At 60.7% G+C, this 15,545-nt stretch carries 16 protein-coding genes; 11 read left to right on the top strand and 5 right to left on the bottom strand.

All coding sequences use genetic code 11. The annotated features are described in order from the left end of the window. Positions 1-109: 109 nt before the first annotated feature. Positions 110-544 (bottom strand): methyltransferase family protein, encoded by a 435-nt coding sequence (locus ROG8370_RS07060; protein WP_085826382.1) that lies wholly within the window; start codon positions 542-544, stop codon positions 110-112. A gap of 101 nt (positions 545-645) precedes the next feature. On the opposite strand from ROG8370_RS07060, the gene ROG8370_RS07055 reads away from it, so the two are divergent. Beyond that, a complete protein-coding gene (locus tag ROG8370_RS07055; RefSeq protein WP_085826381.1) occupies positions 646-1,398 on the top strand; it encodes an SDR family NAD(P)-dependent oxidoreductase in 753 nt (250 codons plus the stop codon). 51 nt (positions 1,399-1,449) lie between these two features. Continuing rightward, a complete protein-coding gene (locus ROG8370_RS07050) occupies positions 1,450-1,752 on the top strand; it encodes an SH3 domain-containing protein (RefSeq protein ID WP_085826380.1) in 303 nt (100 codons plus the stop codon). 24 nt (positions 1,753-1,776) lie between these two features. Here ROG8370_RS07050 and ROG8370_RS07045 read toward each other — a convergent pair whose 3' ends face one another. Both ROG8370_RS07045 and ROG8370_RS07040 read right to left on the bottom strand, forming a co-directional pair. Beyond that, positions 1,777-2,580: an alpha/beta fold hydrolase gene (locus tag ROG8370_RS07045; protein WP_085826379.1), complete on the bottom strand. Its 804-nt coding sequence runs from the start codon at positions 2,578-2,580 to the stop codon at positions 1,777-1,779. Positions 2,581-2,908: 328 nt separating this feature from the next. Continuing rightward, positions 2,909-3,445: a YaeQ family protein gene (locus ROG8370_RS07040; RefSeq protein WP_085826378.1), complete on the bottom strand. Its 537-nt coding sequence runs from the start codon at positions 3,443-3,445 to the stop codon at positions 2,909-2,911. A 258-nt stretch (positions 3,446-3,703) separates the two neighbouring features. Here ROG8370_RS07040 and ROG8370_RS07035 point away from each other — a divergent pair, with 258 nt between their 5' ends. The 4 genes from ROG8370_RS07035 to ROG8370_RS07020 all read left to right on the top strand — a co-directional run bounded on the left by ROG8370_RS07035 (position 3,704) and on the right by ROG8370_RS07020 (position 6,300). Further along, entirely contained in the window at positions 3,704-4,648 is a 945-nt protein-coding gene (locus tag ROG8370_RS07035; RefSeq protein WP_170925193.1) for a LysR substrate-binding domain-containing protein, read from the top strand. Between the two features lie 37 nt (positions 4,649-4,685). Next, positions 4,686-5,288, top strand: a complete 603-nt coding sequence (locus tag ROG8370_RS07030) for a class I SAM-dependent methyltransferase (RefSeq protein WP_085826376.1) — start codon at positions 4,686-4,688, stop codon at positions 5,286-5,288. 174 nt (positions 5,289-5,462) lie between these two features. Continuing rightward, the gene (locus ROG8370_RS07025; RefSeq protein ID WP_139838064.1) at positions 5,463-5,702 is read left to right on the top strand and encodes a hypothetical protein; all 240 of its coding nucleotides are present in this window, start codon (positions 5,463-5,465) and stop codon (positions 5,700-5,702) included. Between the two features lie 121 nt (positions 5,703-5,823). Continuing rightward, complete coding sequence (locus ROG8370_RS07020; RefSeq protein ID WP_085826374.1) at positions 5,824-6,300, top strand: DUF1203 domain-containing protein; 477 nt, start codon at positions 5,824-5,826, stop codon at positions 6,298-6,300. Positions 6,301-6,369: 69 nt separating this feature from the next. Here the strand turns inward: ROG8370_RS07020 and ROG8370_RS07015 are convergent, their stop codons facing one another. Then, entirely contained in the window at positions 6,370-6,699 is a 330-nt protein-coding gene (locus ROG8370_RS07015; RefSeq protein WP_085826373.1) for an arsenate reductase family protein, read from the bottom strand. Between the two features lie 37 nt (positions 6,700-6,736). Next, complete coding sequence (locus ROG8370_RS20515) at positions 6,737-6,913, bottom strand: hypothetical protein (protein WP_170925192.1); 177 nt, start codon at positions 6,911-6,913, stop codon at positions 6,737-6,739. Between the two features lie 182 nt (positions 6,914-7,095). Here ROG8370_RS20515 and ROG8370_RS07010 point away from each other — a divergent pair, with 182 nt between their 5' ends. The 5 genes from ROG8370_RS07010 to ROG8370_RS06990 all read left to right on the top strand — a co-directional run bounded on the left by ROG8370_RS07010 (position 7,096) and on the right by ROG8370_RS06990 (position 15,523). Continuing rightward, complete coding sequence (locus ROG8370_RS07010; RefSeq protein ID WP_085826372.1) at positions 7,096-7,461, top strand: MmcQ/YjbR family DNA-binding protein; 366 nt, start codon at positions 7,096-7,098, stop codon at positions 7,459-7,461. Next, a complete protein-coding gene (kynU, locus tag ROG8370_RS07005) occupies positions 7,458-8,651 on the top strand; it encodes a kynureninase (protein ID WP_085826371.1) in 1,194 nt (397 codons plus the stop codon). The genes ROG8370_RS07010 and kynU overlap by 4 nt, the downstream gene beginning before the upstream one ends. 233 nt (positions 8,652-8,884) lie before the next feature. Continuing rightward, the gene (locus ROG8370_RS20510) at positions 8,885-9,586 is read left to right on the top strand and encodes a hypothetical protein (protein WP_085826370.1); all 702 of its coding nucleotides are present in this window, start codon (positions 8,885-8,887) and stop codon (positions 9,584-9,586) included. A 4-nt stretch (positions 9,587-9,590) separates the two neighbouring features. Further along, complete coding sequence (locus ROG8370_RS06995; protein WP_085826369.1) at positions 9,591-11,138, top strand: Hint domain-containing protein; 1,548 nt, start codon at positions 9,591-9,593, stop codon at positions 11,136-11,138. A gap of 188 nt (positions 11,139-11,326) precedes the next feature. Beyond that, complete coding sequence (locus ROG8370_RS06990) at positions 11,327-15,523, top strand: beta strand repeat-containing protein (protein ID WP_085826368.1); 4,197 nt, start codon at positions 11,327-11,329, stop codon at positions 15,521-15,523. Positions 15,524-15,545: the final 22 nt, after the last annotated feature.

The raw sequence follows: 15,545 nt of genomic DNA, 5'->3' as shown, positions 1-15,545 counted from the left end.
CAGATCACGTATCCTGTGGCCCCGCGTTTTGCAGGTGCCGGTTTCCTATTCCCGAAGGTCGTTATTTCACACAAATCCGTGAGAGGCGACACCAAGATTGTCGCGCCCCTCAGGCCCAACGCCGGGTTTTGTCACAATATTTGGCAAAATCCATCCGAAACTTTCGTCTTAGCCGGTTTTCTTCGGGGATAATAAAGCGTTTTTCAATGATCCAGACGAAGATGGGAATCAGTGGCAGCGCCAAAACCGCGTCCCACCGCAGGATAAGCCCGGCCAGGATCAGGGCGTCGCCAAGATAGATCGGATTGCGCGAGCGGGTGAAAATCCCCGATTGAATCAGCCGCTCCGCCTCTTGGTGCGGCACGATGGTGGTGCGGTGGCGGCGAAACTCTGAGGCGGCCAGCACGATCAGCAACACCCCTCCGCCAACCAGAAGGCCGCCGACCAAATCAGACCACGCCCCGCCGAAATCAAACCACATGGGCAGGTATGTCGCCTGCATCCACGCCAGGCCCAAAAACGCCAGAAGCCACACTGGCGGCATATCTATCCATTTCAACACGATTCTTTCCCCTGTGATCGCCGCGCAGCGGTTGCCAGTTCACGGCAGAGCGTTAGAGTAACGCCAGATATGGCGGAGGCAAGATGACACTGAACGGAAAACACGCGCTGATCACTGGCGGCGGAAGCGGCATCGGCCTCGCGATTGCCCGCGCCCTCGCCGGGGTCGGCGCCGAGGTCACCATCACCGGACGGCGCGAAAGCGTGCTGCAAAATGTCGCCGGAAACGGGCTTTACCCGCTGGCTATGGACGTCAGCGACGAGGCGCAGGTTGTCTCGGGCGTGGCGCGCGCCGTGGCCGAGCGCGGCCCGGTCCAGATCTGCATCCCCAATGCCGGCATCGCCGAGGGGCGCGCCGTTCACAAGACCGATGCGGCCTTTTGGCGCAAGGTGATGGGCACCAACCTTGACGGCGCGTTTTACACGGTGCGCGAATGTCTGGGCGGCATGCGCGGCACCGATTGGGGCCGGGTGATCGCGATTTCCTCGATTGCCGGGCTCAAGGGCCTGAAGGGTGCGGCGGCCTATTCGGCCAGCAAACATGGCATGATCGGCCTGATCCGCGCGCTCAGCGAGGATTACCTTGGCACGCCGTTCACCTTCAACGCGATCTGTCCGGGCTATGTCGACACCGAAATCGTAAGCCGCAACGTCACCGCCATTTCCGAGCGCGCCGGCGTGAGCGAAGACGAGGCCCGCGCCATGATGGTCAGCGCCAACCGCCACAACCGCCTGATCGCGCCCGACGAGGTGGCACAGGCGGTGCTTTGGCTGTGTGGGCCGGGATCACAGAGCATCAACGGTCAGGCCATCGAGATCGCGGGCGGGCAGTTCTAGGGCGGTCTGGCCCGCCAGGGTCGTCCCCAAAGCAGGAAACAGGAGAAAGCGATGCGCAGAACCGTCTTGATCGCCTTGGCGACAGTTTTGACAGGGTTCACCCTGGGTGCGGCGCCCGCAACGGCGGCCTCGCTTGGGAAATACGAGGTTTTCGGCGTCGAGGACGGCGATATGCTGAAAATGCGGGGCGGGCCCGGCACCGGGTTTATCGTGATCGTCGGCCTTCCCAATGCAACCGTGCTGCGCGTGCGCAGCTGTCAGCAGACCGGCGGCACCCGCTGGTGCAAGGTCTCGCTGGATCGGGCGCCTGGCCTCAAGGGCTATGTCTCATGGGCCTATCTGCGCAAGCTCTGAGCGGCCCATTGCGAGCAAAAGGCGTTATGTCGAGCGCGTGATCGTCCGCTCGATCAGGTCATTGACCAGCCCCGGTGACTCGATGGATGACGAGTGGCCCGTGCCCGGAAAAACGATCAGCTCCGATCCCTTGATCGCCGCATGCATCTGGTCGGATTTCTCGGGCTCGGTGGCGACATCCTCTTGTCCGGCTCCGATGCCGACAGGTATCGTGATCTTGCCCAAAAGATCGCCGCAGCCCTCACGGGCAATCACACCCTGTACTGCCCGCGTGATGCCAATCCGGTGATTGCTGGCGATGGCCTTGGCCCATTGCGCCCTTTCAGGCACGCGCGCCGGATCGTTGAGAAAACTCCGACCGAACAGGATCGGCATGACGCGCCCCACAACCGCCCAGAGCCCGACCCAACGGGCCACGAAATTGAGCAGCCGGTATTTCGGCCCGTTCTCGGGCGCCTCGGGCGCGGCAGAGGTATTGAGCAGGGTCAGCGATTTCAGCATCTCGGGGTTGCGCGCGGCCAGGCGCATGCCGACAAATCCGCCCATGCTCAGCCCGACAAAATGACAGGGCGCAACACCGAGGTGCCCGATAAGCGCCGCCGCATCCTGCGTGAGCCTGTCCATGTCGTAGCCATCGGTCGTCACGCCGCTCTGGCCCTGCCCGCGGTGACCGAAGGTGATACAGCGATAGCCCTCCCGGAAATGGGCGACCTGTTTGTCAAACATCGCCCCGCTCATCAAAAGGCCATGCGAAAACACGATCGCCTCTGCGTCGCCGCCAGTATCGGCAAAGTGAATATGCGCTCCGTTCAGGTCAACATGTGGCACTTTTCGTTCCCCTTTAGGCCCAGCATAGCATCGTCAAAGCCTGTCCGGCAGTCTCTCCGGGTCAAAAACACAAAAACGGGGTGACGTGTGGATGGTGTATGGGCCGTTGAGGGCTATTCGTTTTCGCCCCACACCGGGCCTTCGTCGTCGTCATCCGCGCTGTGATGCTGCTTGTCTTCAGCGGTTGCTGGCAGGCCATATCTGAGTACGTTCGATGTCACTTGGCAACGCAGATCCGTCAATTCAGCGGACATCCGTCATCGACGCTGCAATCGCTCGTCCGGACCATCGTGCGCGTTGTGAGCCGCTCGACGGTCAATGATCAGCGTCATTTCCATTGGACCGGGGTAAGATAAACGATGCTGTCATCAATGCTGACCATGACATCGCCGTCCTGAATGTTGACCTGAAGCTTCATCGACCGACTTGCCAGGTTCGCCAGATCACCGGTATCTTGTTCTGAGAAATTGACGACCTGAAGATTATCAAAACGGGTGGTGCTGTTCTTGATCTTCTCCCACCACATCTCGGCGGTCCGGCCGCCGTAGCAATAGACAATCACCTTGTCGGCCTTGCCACAGGATTGACGCACGACCTTCTCGCTGGGAAGCCCCAGTGCCACCCAAAGCTCCAGTTCGTCACTCAGGCTTTTCTGCCAAATGTCGGGCTCGTCGTCCGTTGAAAGGCCCTTGGTCAGCTCCAACTGCTCATCGGCATTCAGGGCAAACGCGAGAAGGCGCACCATCAACCGTTCATCCGTCTCCGACGGATGTTTGGCAACGGTCAGTTTATGGGTCTCATAATAGTGACGATCCATATCGGAGACGGTAAGTTCGACTTTATAAATGGTGGCTTTTTGCGCCATGACTGGTCCCGGGTTTGCAATGATAGGGATGCCTAGTGCGTCTGGGGCTTTTGTGAAAGCAGATAAAGAAAGGCCCCCGAATAAAAGCGGGCCAAACATGTACTGCCGAGGTGTGAGACATATCGAGGCAGGACAGTTGGTACGTATAAAGACGCCCCCCATCGCCGCGCCTGACGCGACGGGTTTCACGGTCGCTGATCGCGGATGCCATGCGGAGCCAAGGTCACGACCCGCCAGGCTCAGAGATCAGCCGCAACAATGCCCCCTCAGTACCCGACTTTGAAAATCGTGTGGAACTGCGTTGGCCTTTCCACCTCGTCCAGCATCGCGATGGCAAAAACCTCGGCGCTGACCCAGGCAAACACCGCTTACGAGCGCGTACAGGACCGCGACCGGAAACCGCGCGGCAGGCTGCGCATCGCAGCATCGGTCGACTACGGCATCACCTTTGTCGCGCCCTTTGCCGCCTGTTTCCGCGAGACCTATCCAGAGGTGACCATCGACCTGCAACTGTCGGACGAGCGTATCCACATCATCGAGGGCCGCTTTGATCTGTCGTTCCGCGTGGGCTGGCTGGCAGAATCCAGCAACCTGGCGCGCAAGCTTCTGGACTTCGAAGAAATCGCCGTCTGCTTGGCAGAGACCTTTGCAAAAGCCAAGGTCGAGACGCCCGCCGATCTATCCGTCCTGCCGTTTGTCCGTGCCAAGGTGTTCGCGGGCAAAAGCGAATGGACCTTCACCAAGGGCGACAAGAGCGGAACCGCGAAAGCCCTTATCATCAGTGAGATGAACAACACGCTGGCGATGCGGGCCTTTGTCGCCGAGTGTCAGGCCTATGCGGTTCTGCCTGATTTCCTGTTGAAAGAAGACCTTGCCGCAGGGCGCCTGAAGCAATTTGTTCCCGACTGGGCGCTTCGCAAGGGCGGCGTTTCCACGGTCACGCCGCCGGGCCGCGTGCGTTCAAACGCGCTGCGACGCTTTCTGGAACTGGCGCATGGCGAGTTCGCGCTGCGGGCGCAGGTGCAAGAGTGGCTGTCAACCGCCGTGAACGAAATCATGAGCGGCCCGTTCGTGGTCGACGCTCTCAAGGTTTTCGCAATACCGGGCGACGCCGAGGCCCTGCGATGTGCGTTCTTTGGTGCCGCGTTTGAATTCTGGGGCTTTGGTCGGTGTAGGAAAGTGGTTACAAACCGGGGACTCTAGGCATCAGGGCACCTATGGCGACGAAAGTGAGCGGAGTTTGAAACAAGTTGCTACGGATTTAAGCGTGGATTTTGTCAGCGGTGCCGTGGCACACCGGCTGCGGTTTGGTGGCGGGCGCGGGCAGGATCTTGCAAAGGCGATGGGATTGCGCGCGGGCAAAACGCCGATGATTGTTGATGCGACAGCGGGCCTTGGCCGCGACTCGTTTCTTTTGGCATCGCTCGGCGCGCAGGTCACATTGATCGAACGCTCAGAGCAAATGCATGCGCTGTTGGCTCAGGGCATGGAACGCGCGGCAAAAGAAGGCGGCGTGTTTCGCGAGATCATTGACCGCATGACCCTTTTGAAGGGCGACGCTAAGGACTTGCTGCCGGGGCTGTCGGGCGAGGCGATATTGATTGATCCCATGCATCCACCGCGCAAGACCTCCGCGCTGGTGAAAAAGGAGTTACGTCAAGTCCGCGAGATCGTCGGAAACGATGATGACGCGGCCGATCTGGTAGGTGTGGCGCTCAGGCATGCGCTCAAGCGCGTGGTTCTGAAGTGGCCAGCCAAGGCCGATCCGATTGAAGGAATTCGGCCATGCAATCACCAAATTCTTGGAAAAACAACGCGGTATGATGTTTTCATGACCGGATAGGGATCGCCCCAAACTATCTGGCATCGTGCCCGGCGCCGCCCATTGCCACCATTCACCTTTGAAAAGGTGCCGGGACGCGACTGCGCTAAACCTTAGGAAATAGCCCGATGGAGCACACCACACCCCCGAAACCATCGACCTTGCCCGCCAAGGCTAGTGCTTCTGGTCATCCTCATGATCGTGACCTTGGTAAGCAGCTTTTTTGTCGGCGCGTTTGGCATGCCCTTCAAAATGCTTGTCGGCGCGACCTTGGCCTGGTGCGCAATGGTGCTGTTTGACGCGGTTTCCTGGCTTATGTCGGACAAGGCGACGCGGCCCGGCCTGAAATTCCCGGCGAAATCGCTCGGGGCTCTCTTTGTGACGGTTGTCGCGGTTTTCATACTCGGGCTTTGGCTTGGGCTGGGTGATTTATAACCCTGGGTTTTGGCCTGCCGTGCGAATGGGTGAATTGCGCAAGAAACGGGCTGACGTCTTGTGTGCTTTGTTCGATCCTGTCGGCATCTCTCATAGATCGCCAAACAGTAAGGACACCCACATGACCTATCGCATAAATGGCTTGGCCCCGGACCCCTTTCTAAAGTTCTACGGCCTTAGCGACGCCGCGTTGGCCGAGAGCGGGGTGATCCGCTACGAGGTCGAGACCTGCCCCGGCTTTCCCGACCGTATCGGCATGAAGGACATCGCGCCCGGCGAAAACGCCTTGCTGCTCAATTACGAGCATCTGCCGGTCAGCTCGCCCTATCGTTCGTGCCACGCGATCTTCGTGCAGGAAGGTGCCGACAGGGCCTATGATCGGGTTGGTGTCGTTCCAGAGGTGATGACGCGCCGGGCTATCGCGCTGCGGGGGGTCGACGAACGCGGTTTCATCGTTGATGCCGACATCGCCCAAGGCAATGAGATTGAACCCCTGATCCACCGTCTCTTTGAAAACAGTGCCGTTGATTATATTCATGCCCATCATGCCCATAACGCCAAGCATGGCTGTTTCTCGGGTTTGATTGAACGGGTCTGATTGAACGGGCCTGACCCCGCCCCATCCGTGCCCCAAGACAAGACCAGGCCGCCCTGCGCTGTGCCGGTGTTAGCCTGCCAGCAGAGCGGCCTCGATGGTGTCATCCCAGCCGAGGTAAAAGGTGTCGCCGTCGCGGATCACCGGGCTGACCATGAGCTTGGGTTTGGCGGCCAGTTGCGCGTCGGCCTCCGCGTGTTTCAGCCAGTCGCTCAGCCCGCGCCATTCGGTGGATTTGCGATCCACCAGCCGCTCGCCAAACTCGGCGATCAGTTCGCCCCATTCCGCCTCGCTCATCGGCTCGCTGCGCACGTCGCGAAAGGTGACCTCGCGGCCGGCGGCCTCAAGGGTTTTCTGGGCCCTGCGGGTCGCGGTGCAGGTGCTAATTCCATAGATGATCATGCGGGATCCTTCAAAGGGTCAGGCGCCGAACGACAGCCTATTTGCTGCGCTTTGCGGCTTTTTCCTCTTTGGTGAGTTTGACGTTCCAGGTGTTCTTGCTGATGCCCAGATCGCTTGGCATGGGTTTTGTCTTGCCGACACTGACGCTGCCGCCTTTTTCAAGAAACTCCCTGATCAGCGCCTCATCGGTGGTTTCCTTGGTGACTTGCTTCATCGCTCGGACCTTCCTGTTGCGCCCTGCCGTTCCAGCAGAGCGGGGATGCCCCTGACCTTAACGACATCTGGCAGGAAGAAAAGCGATCGCTTGACCGGCTGGGTGACTTTCGGGAACGATGGTGATGGTGGGGCGGTTGCGCTAGATTGTCCAAAGCCCCGCTTGACGCCCAGAGGCCCCGGATGACCCGAGAAGAGTTCAACGCGTTCTGCCAGTCGCTGATTGCCACCACCCATGTGGTGCAATGGGGCAATGCGGATGTCTGGAAGGTGGGCGACAAGGTGTTTGCAATCTGTGGCCGGAACGACGGGCGCGATGCCTTTACCTTCAAGGCCTCGGATATCGCCTTTGAGGTATTGCAGGATCAGCCGGGCATCCGGCCCGCGCCCTATCTCGCGTCACGCGGGCTCAAGTGGTTGCAGGTGCACGAGCCCGGCGGCCTTGGCGATGCGGCGCTCTGCGAGCATCTGGTGATGTCCTATGATATGGTGGTGGCCAAGCTCTCACGCAAAAAGCGCGCCGAGTTGGGCCTCGAAGGCCCGCAATGACCGATTTTGCCAGCACCAAAGCGCTGTTTCATTTGCCCGAGGGGGTGATTTACCTTGATGGCAATTCGCTTGGCCCCCTGCCCCGCGCCGCCGCCGCGCGGGTTCAGCACAGGGTTCAGGAGGAATGGGGTGAATTGCTTATCACCGGCTGGAACAAGGCCGGATGGATGGCAGAGCCGGGCGTTTTGGGCAACCGGATCGGGCGGTTGATCGGGGCCGAGCCGGGGCATGTGGTGCTGGGCGACACCCTCTCGATCAAGGTCTATCAGGCGCTTGCCGCCGCCCTTGAAATGCGCCCCGAGCGCCGGGTAATCCTGTCGGATAGCGGCAATTTCCCCAGCGACCTTTACATGGCCGAAGGCTTGATCAAGGCGCTTGGGCGGGGGCACGAATTGCGCGTGGTCGCCCCCCAAGAGGTTGCGGGCGCGATCACCGATGAGGTCGCGGTGACCCTGCTCACCGAAGTGGATTATCGCACCGGGCGGCTGCATGACATGGCCGAGATCACCCGGCGCGCACAGGATGCGGGCGCGCTGACGATCTGGGATCTGGCGCATAGTGCGGGCGCCTTGCCGGTTGATCTTGTCGGCTGCGGCGCGGATTTCGCCGTGGGCTGCACCTATAAGTATCTCAATGGCGGCCCCGGCGCCCCGGCCTTTATTTATGTGGCCCCGCGCCACGCAACGTGCGCCGCTCCAGCCCTGTCAGGCTGGCTCGGCCATGCGGCGCCGTTTGCGTTTGAGGCCGCGTATCGCCCCGGCGAGGGCATCGAGAGGATGCGCGTTGGCACACCGCCGGTTCTGGCCATGGCCGCGCTTGAGGCGGCGTTGGATATCTGGGAGGGGGTTGACCTGACCGATATCCGCGCACAGTCCATCGCGCTTGGCGAGATGTTCATCGCCGAGGTCGAGGTCCGCTGTCCGATGCTGACGCTGGCAAGCCCGCGTGACCCAAGTGCACGCGGCTCGCAGGTGTCATTCCAGTTCGAGCATGGCTACGCCGCCATGCAGGCCCTGATCGCGCAGGGTGTGATCGGTGATTTCCGTGCGCCTGACCTTATGCGCTTTGGCTTTGCACCGCTTTATATCGACACTGAGGATGTGAAAGAGGCGGCGCGCCGTCTGGCCCATGTCATGCAAAACCGGCTCTGGGGTGATCCGGTCTATCAGGCCCGCGCCACGGTGACCTGAGGGCGCGAAGGGGGGCGCAACCCTAAGAATGCGCCGCCCTGATCCTGCCCCAATCTGTCTAAAATTTACCTGAAATTGCGCGAAATGCCGCCGCACACAGTGTGTATCCAAATTGGAAACAACGGGATGTGAGAGCAGTCAAAGCATCCCAAAGCGCAGGGTGACATCACGATCTCCCGCGCGGCAGAGGCAGCAGCGGGTTGTGTTTCCCCGCGTGGCAGGAGTGATGGGTTATGCCCAACGGTTATCTGGTACAATTGGGCGATGGATCGCTAGACCCGAACGATGGCATCGGCGGCCCGCTGATCACCTTCACCACCGATACGCAGCTTGGTGCAGGTCAGTGGATATGGTCGGGCACCTGGAACGGCCAGACCTTTACCAACACCTCCGAGCCGGGCGTATATTTCCTTGCGACAGACGGCAGCGTCTATTTCGTGCCGGATTTTGGGCCAGTCACCACGATCAGCAGCGCGACAGTGCAGAGCGCGCCGACGTTCTCGGTGACAAACGGGCCTGTCGACGGAACCATCGGCGATGACATCATTGACGCAAGTTATACGGACGCGCAGGGCGATTCCGTCGATAGCGGAAACGGCGGTGGCGCAGGCGGCAATGACGATACCATCAACGCCGGGGCGGGCAATGACAGCGTCTCTGCCGGGCTTGGCAATGACTCGGTTCTGAGCGGCGCACCGGCTGGCACGATTGGCCCAATTCGCGTGACGGGGGCATCTGATCCGACCGACGTGGCAATGGAAAATCAAAAGGCAAAGCAAGACACGCAAACCGGCAAAAAACCGCAACACAGTGAAAAAGCGCGGCGGCTTCTGGCTGGACATCACAAAGAAGTGAGACGTGCAAACTCCGTCTATACTTCTGAATTTTCAGTATATTTTCCCCCTCGATCCGGGCAAACCAAGGCGAGTGGGTAAACTAATGTCTTATACTTTTTGGGCCAGGACAGACAGCAACAACGCAAATAACCCTGCGCTAAACCTCACGGGCGATCCGGCACAGCAAATTACGTTTGTCGCTTCGGGCACGAATGGCGATCTGACTCTGGACACCAACGGTGGCGCACCCGACCCTGACACCCAGGTCGAAATCGGCGGCGTTCTGTATGATTTTACCTTCGAGCTTTCGGCAACGCTTCCGACATTGAAACGGGACGGTACAGGTCAGGTCCCAGACCAGTTCGAAGGCTCGACGGTTTATATTATTACGGTGCAGGACTACCCGTCCGCAGGCGACACGACCCGCCTGACCTTTTTGCCAAACGATACCACAACGCAGGCTGAAATGGATGCGTTCGGAAACGGAGCGATCGATCTTCAGAACCTCGGGACCGAGCCTGCTCCAGATTACATCGTCGAAGGCACAAGCGGCAACGATATAATCGATGTGAATTATCAGGGCGATCTCGAAGGCGACCTGATCGACAATGGCGACGGCAACCCGCTACAGCCGGGATCCGTCGGCGGCAACAACGACTCGGTCGTAGCGGGCGGGGGCGCTGACTATGTCGTTTCCGGGTTAGGCGATGACACGATCTACGGCGACGCGGGAGATGACACGCTCTTGGGCGGCACCGGGGCGGACATGCTTTATGGCGGCACCGGCAATGACATCCTGTTCGTGTCGCAGGGCGACGAGGCCTTTGGCAGCGATGGCGATGACCTGTTCATCATCGAAGACCTTGGCGAGGCCGGTGGCGGGACGATCAACATCGTCGGCGGCGAAGGCAATGAGACCGGCGGTGATACGCTTCAACTCAACGCCGATGTAACGCCCGCCGATATTATATTTACCAACACCGATGATGCCGCAGGCGGTCTCTCGGGCAATTTCACGATGGTGGATGGCACGGTTGTCACCTTCTCGGAAATCGAGAACATCATCTGTTTCACCCCCGGCGCGCGCATTCTTACCACGCATGGCGAGCGCGCGATTGAAACGCTGCGCCCCGGCGACATGGTGATCACCCGCGATCACGGGCCCCGACCGATCCGCTGGATCGGCAGCCGCACGGTGGCCGGTGTTGACAAGTTCGCCCCGATTTCCATTGCGGCGCATGTGCTTGACGGGGCGACGCGCCCGCTCTTGGTCTCACCACAGCACCGGCTTTTGTTCACCGGCTACAAGGCCGAGCTCTTGTTTGGCTGTAACGAGGTTCTGGTCGCCGCCAAGCACCTTTTGGATGGCCGCGACGTCGTTGCAACCGAGCAGGCAGAGGTGACCTATATTCACATGATGCTTGACGAGCATGAGGTGGTTTATGCCGATGGCGCCGCCACCGAAAGCTTTCACGCGGGCGATATCGGCATTTCTGCAATCTCGGATCAGTCCCGCGAGGAAATGTTCAGCGTTTTCCCGGCATTGCGCGCCAATTCTAATGCTTACGGCATGACCGCGCGCCCCTGTCTCAAGCGCCATGAAGCACGGCTTTTGCTGCCTGCACCGGCGCCTGTTCTCATGGCGACCTGATCGGCGCCGCCAATTGTGGCGCGCCACAGCAGAGATGCCGCAATGCGACCCAAATCATGCCCCCGGCGGCGATTAATAAAAATCTAACGAAACGGGGCTAGGGTGGCGTGAATCCCACGACATAGCCCTGAAAGGAAATGCATTCTGTCAGGTCGAATGCCTGAAAGTAACGTCTGGAGTAATGATTTATGGCAATCGGGTATCTTGTCAGCCTTGGGAACAACAGCCTTGATTCGGGCGATGCAATCTCAGCAAGCCAATCAACCTTTACCATCGACAGCACCCTCGGCACCGGCCAGTGGACGTGGAGCGGCATCTGGTCAGGTGACGGGAACTTCTATTCAAACGTCACCGATACGGGCACCTATTTTCTGGGTAGCGATGGCAACGTCTATTTCACGCCTGACACCTGGTTCACCGATAGCGGCACGGCAAGCGTCGTTTCGGCGCCAAGCTATACCGATAACACCGACGGCGTTGTTGACGGCACGGCCGGCGACGATCTGATCGACACCGAATTCACGGACGCACAGGGCGATGCCGTGGACCTTGATGCCCCCGCCAGCAAGAACGATTCGATCGAGGCGGGGGATGGTCAGGATACGGTGATTGCCGGGGATGGCGACGACACGGTTCGCGGCGGCGTCGGCGATGACCTGATCTTTGGCGACGGTGGCGATAGCGGCACATTTGCCGGCACGATTGGCAACTTTACCCTGAACGCGGCCAATATCTCGGAGTCGGGCGCGGGCACCGGCGGCCCCGTGGGCCAGTTCGCCACCTATGACAGCGTCGCCACCACCGATACCGGCACCGTCGTTCAGATGCGCGTGACCGTGGTCGACGTCGAAGACCCGAAAATGATCGTCGACCTTGGCGATACCATCGGGCTCAACTCTGATAGCGGTGTGGATGCGGGCACCGGCGTGACCTTTCGCTTCGAGTTTTTCGATCAGGCCACGGGCGAGCCGATCCAGATCGACGGCGCCCTGACCTTCCGCGATATCGACACTGTCGCCGAAAGCGTCAGTGCGTCGTCAAGCGATGTGACCGGGCTTGCCCTGTCTGGCAATCCGGCCACCAACCTGACCGCCACCGCGACCGCCGACACGCTGATCGCCTCGTCCGACAGTACCAGCTCGGGTTTCGTGGACGAAAACCACTGGGCGCAGTTCCTCTTTGAGGGGCAGTCGTCGATGGATTTCACCATGACGTCGCGGGCTGGGTTTACCGCCTATGGGTTTGGGTCTTTCGAATTCACCAATACGCCCGTCATCACGGCTGCGACCCCGGTCACGATGAATGACCTGCTTGATGGTGGCGAGGGCGCTGACACGATCTTTGGCGAGGCGGGTGACGACACCATTCTTGGCGGCGGCGGCAACGACCTGTTGAGCGGCGGCATCGGCAACAACAGCCTTGCCGGCGGGGCTGGCGATGACACCTTCGTGGCAGGTGACGGCGCCGATACCTTCTCTGGTGATACCGGGCTTGATATCATCGACTATTCGGCCTCCAGCAGCGGCGTTTCGGTTGATCTTACCACGAGCACCCTGAGCGGTGGCGATGCGGGCAATGATGTGATCGCCGGCGGTATCGACGGGATCATCGGGACGGATTTCAACGATACGCTGACCGGCTTTGACGGATCGGGCGCGGATTATACCAACGTTCTTGATGGTGGCGCGGGCGACGACCTTATTGATGGCCGCGACGGGGGCGACAGCCTTTTTGGCGGCACCGGCGACGATACCATTCTGGGCGGCGGCGGCGATGACACCATCCTTGGCCAAAGCGGCGACGACAAGATCATCCTGAGCGACGGCTTTGGCAATGACGTGATCACCGGCGGCGAAACCGGTGAAACCCTCGGCGATACGCTTGATCTCTCGGCGGTGACCGGGCCGACCACGGTTGATTTGACAAGCACAGACCCCGAAGCCGGCAACGTCAGCGATGGCGCATCGACCGCCACGTTCACCGAGATCGAGAATATCACCCTCGGCAGCGGCATCGACACGCTCGTGCTGGCCGATGGGTCTGGCAATGACGCGGTCACCGGCTTTGCCGCGCCCATCGACAATGGCGACGGTACGTTCACGGGCGGCGATCAGCTTGACGTAAGCGGCTTGCAGGACCTGAGCGGCAATCCGGTCAACACCGTCGATGCGGTCGTGACCAGTGACGCGGATGGAAACGCCGTTCTCAGCTTTCCGGGCGGCGAGAGCCTGACCCTTATCGGGGTCGCGCCTGCGGCGGTCTCGGACCCTGCGGCTCTGGCCGCGATGGGCATCCCCGAACCCGGCCCCGTCGATGGCACGGCGGGGGCCGATGTCATCAACACCGGCTATCTTGGCGACCCAGAGGGCGACCTTATCGACGCCAATGATGCCGCCGACCTGAGCAACGACGACACAGTCCTTGCGGGCGATGGCAATGACAGCATCGACAGCGGCCTTGGCAATGACCTGATCTTTGCCGGCTCTGGCGACGATGAAATCTTCCTTGATGCCGTGCTTCAGAACGACACGATCTATGGGGGCGAGATCGGCGAGATCGCAGGCGAAGGCGACCGGATCAACTTTTCGGCCATTTCCAGCCCGCTGACGATCAATTTCACCGCCCCCGAGGCGGGCACGATCACCGATGGCACCTCGGTCACCGAGTTCTTCGAGATCGAACGCTTCCAGATGGGCACCGGCAGTGACACGGTGATCGGCTCGGACGGTGTGGAAGAGATCATCGGCAACTACGGCAACGACAGCATCATCGCAGGCGGCGGCAACGACACGGTGTTTTCCGGCTTTGACGACGACTATGTCGAGGGCGGCGCGGGTGACGATTCGCTTGTGGCCTCGTCGGGCGCCGACACGATTGACGGCGGCACCGGCGATGACCAGATCGACCTTGGCCCCGGCGACGGCGAGGTTGACGTTCTGGTGCTTCAGGACGGCTCTGGCCTAGATGTTGTTTCAAGCTTCGAGGCGCCAATCGACAATGGCGACGGCACCTTTGACGGCCGCGATCAGTTTGACGTCAGCGGCTTGAATGATGCCAGCGGCAACCCGGTCACGACCGAGGATGTCACCGTCAGCGAAGACACATCCGGCAATGCGGTTCTGACCTTCCCAGGCGGCGAGGCTGTGACCCTCGTCGGCGTCACCCTGGCCGAGGTCAACAGCGTCGATCAACTGGTGGCGATGGGCATTCCGCCCTTTGTCGGCAACTTCATCGTCGAGGGCACAACCGGCGGCGATCTGATTGACGCCGCCTATCTTGGCGACCCCGAAGGCGACCGGATCGACAACACCGACGCCGCCGATGGCAGCCATGACGATCTGGTTCTGGCCGGGGCCGGCAATGACACGGTGATCGCCGGGCTTGGTGACGACACGGTGCAGGGCGGCACTGGCCAGGATTCCATCCTTGGCGGCGCGGGCAACGATAACCTGAGCGGCGGCGCCGAGGCCGACACCCTGATCGGTGGCGCAGGAACGGACAAACTTTTCGGTGACGATGGCGACGATCTTTTGGATGGCGGCACCGAGAACGACAGCCTGTTTGGCGGGGTCGGCAACGACACCATTTTGGGTGGCGATGGCGATGACAGCATCGAGGCCTGGATCGGCGAGGATTCTCTCGATGGGGGCATCGGCAACGACTATCTCGACGGGGGGGACGGGGCCGACACGCTTATCGGCGGGGATGGCAATGACACCCTTCTGGCCGGCAATGATGCCAGCAACGATTCCCTTGATGGCGGCATCGGCGATGACAGCCTGAGTGCCGGCGACGGTGATGACACGCTGATCGGTGGCGCGGGCGACGACTTTCAGTTCGGCGCGGCCGGGGATGACCGCTTTATGCTGGGTAATGATTTCGGCAATGACACGATTGACGGCTGGTTTGGCGGTGAAACCACCGGCGACAGCATTGATGCCGGGGCCGTCACACAGAACCTGACGCTTGATCTGAGTGCGGGCAATCCGCTTGACCCGGAATCCGGCACACTCACCAATGGCGCCGACACAGTCGGGTTCAGCGATATCGAAACCGTGATCCTTGGCGACGGCGATGACGCCGTGACCGGATCGGCCGGCAACGATAGCGTCGCCACTGGCGCGGGCGCCGACACGGTCGAGGGCGGGGCGGGCGACGACAGCTTTTTTCTTGGGCCCGCCGACGGCGCGGTCGACACGGTTGTCTTTGGCGACACCGACGGCAGTGACACCCTCACCGGTTTCGAAGCCCCGACCGACAATGGCGATGGCACCTTTGACGGCCACGACCAACTTGACGTCTCGGGCCTGACCGATGCGGCGGGCAATCCCGTCAACGTGGCCGATGTGAGCGTCGGCGATGATGGGCCGGCAATGCGGTTCTGAGCTTTCCCAATGGAGAAAGCAT

The organism is Roseovarius gaetbuli, from assembly GCF_900172365.1.
In the GTDB taxonomy this organism is placed as follows: Bacteria; Pseudomonadota; Alphaproteobacteria; order Rhodobacterales; family Rhodobacteraceae; genus Roseovarius; species Roseovarius gaetbuli.
This window is presented reverse-complemented; position numbering and strand designations above follow the sequence as displayed.

Excerpts from the sequence above, each read along its gene's own strand:
- ROG8370_RS07060 (WP_085826382.1), bottom strand. The coding sequence starts at position 544 with ATGCCGCCAGTGTGGCTTCTGGCGTTTTTGGGCCTGGCGTGGATGCAG.
- ROG8370_RS07055 (WP_085826381.1), top strand. The coding sequence starts at position 646 with ATGACACTGAACGGAAAACACGCGCTGATCACTGGCGGCGGAAGCGGC.
- ROG8370_RS07050 (WP_085826380.1), top strand. The coding sequence starts at position 1,450 with ATGCGCAGAACCGTCTTGATCGCCTTGGCGACAGTTTTGACAGGGTTC.
- ROG8370_RS07040 (WP_085826378.1), bottom strand. The coding sequence starts at position 3,445 with ATGGCGCAAAAAGCCACCATTTATAAAGTCGAACTTACCGTCTCCGAT.
- ROG8370_RS07035 (WP_170925193.1), top strand. The coding sequence starts at position 3,704 with ATGCCCCCTCAGTACCCGACTTTGAAAATCGTGTGGAACTGCGTTGGC.
- ROG8370_RS07025 (WP_139838064.1), top strand. The coding sequence starts at position 5,463 with ATGATCGTGACCTTGGTAAGCAGCTTTTTTGTCGGCGCGTTTGGCATG.
- ROG8370_RS07020 (WP_085826374.1), top strand. The coding sequence starts at position 5,824 with ATGACCTATCGCATAAATGGCTTGGCCCCGGACCCCTTTCTAAAGTTC.
- ROG8370_RS07015 (WP_085826373.1), bottom strand. The coding sequence starts at position 6,699 with ATGATCATCTATGGAATTAGCACCTGCACCGCGACCCGCAGGGCCCAG.
- ROG8370_RS20515 (WP_170925192.1), bottom strand. The coding sequence starts at position 6,913 with ATGAAGCAAGTCACCAAGGAAACCACCGATGAGGCGCTGATCAGGGAG.
- ROG8370_RS07010 (WP_085826372.1), top strand. The coding sequence starts at position 7,096 with ATGACCCGAGAAGAGTTCAACGCGTTCTGCCAGTCGCTGATTGCCACC.
- kynU (WP_085826371.1), top strand. The coding sequence starts at position 7,458 with ATGACCGATTTTGCCAGCACCAAAGCGCTGTTTCATTTGCCCGAGGGG.
- ROG8370_RS20510 (WP_085826370.1), top strand. The coding sequence starts at position 8,885 with ATGCCCAACGGTTATCTGGTACAATTGGGCGATGGATCGCTAGACCCG.
- ROG8370_RS06995 (WP_085826369.1), top strand. The coding sequence starts at position 9,591 with ATGTCTTATACTTTTTGGGCCAGGACAGACAGCAACAACGCAAATAAC.
- ROG8370_RS06990 (WP_085826368.1), top strand. The coding sequence starts at position 11,327 with ATGGCAATCGGGTATCTTGTCAGCCTTGGGAACAACAGCCTTGATTCG.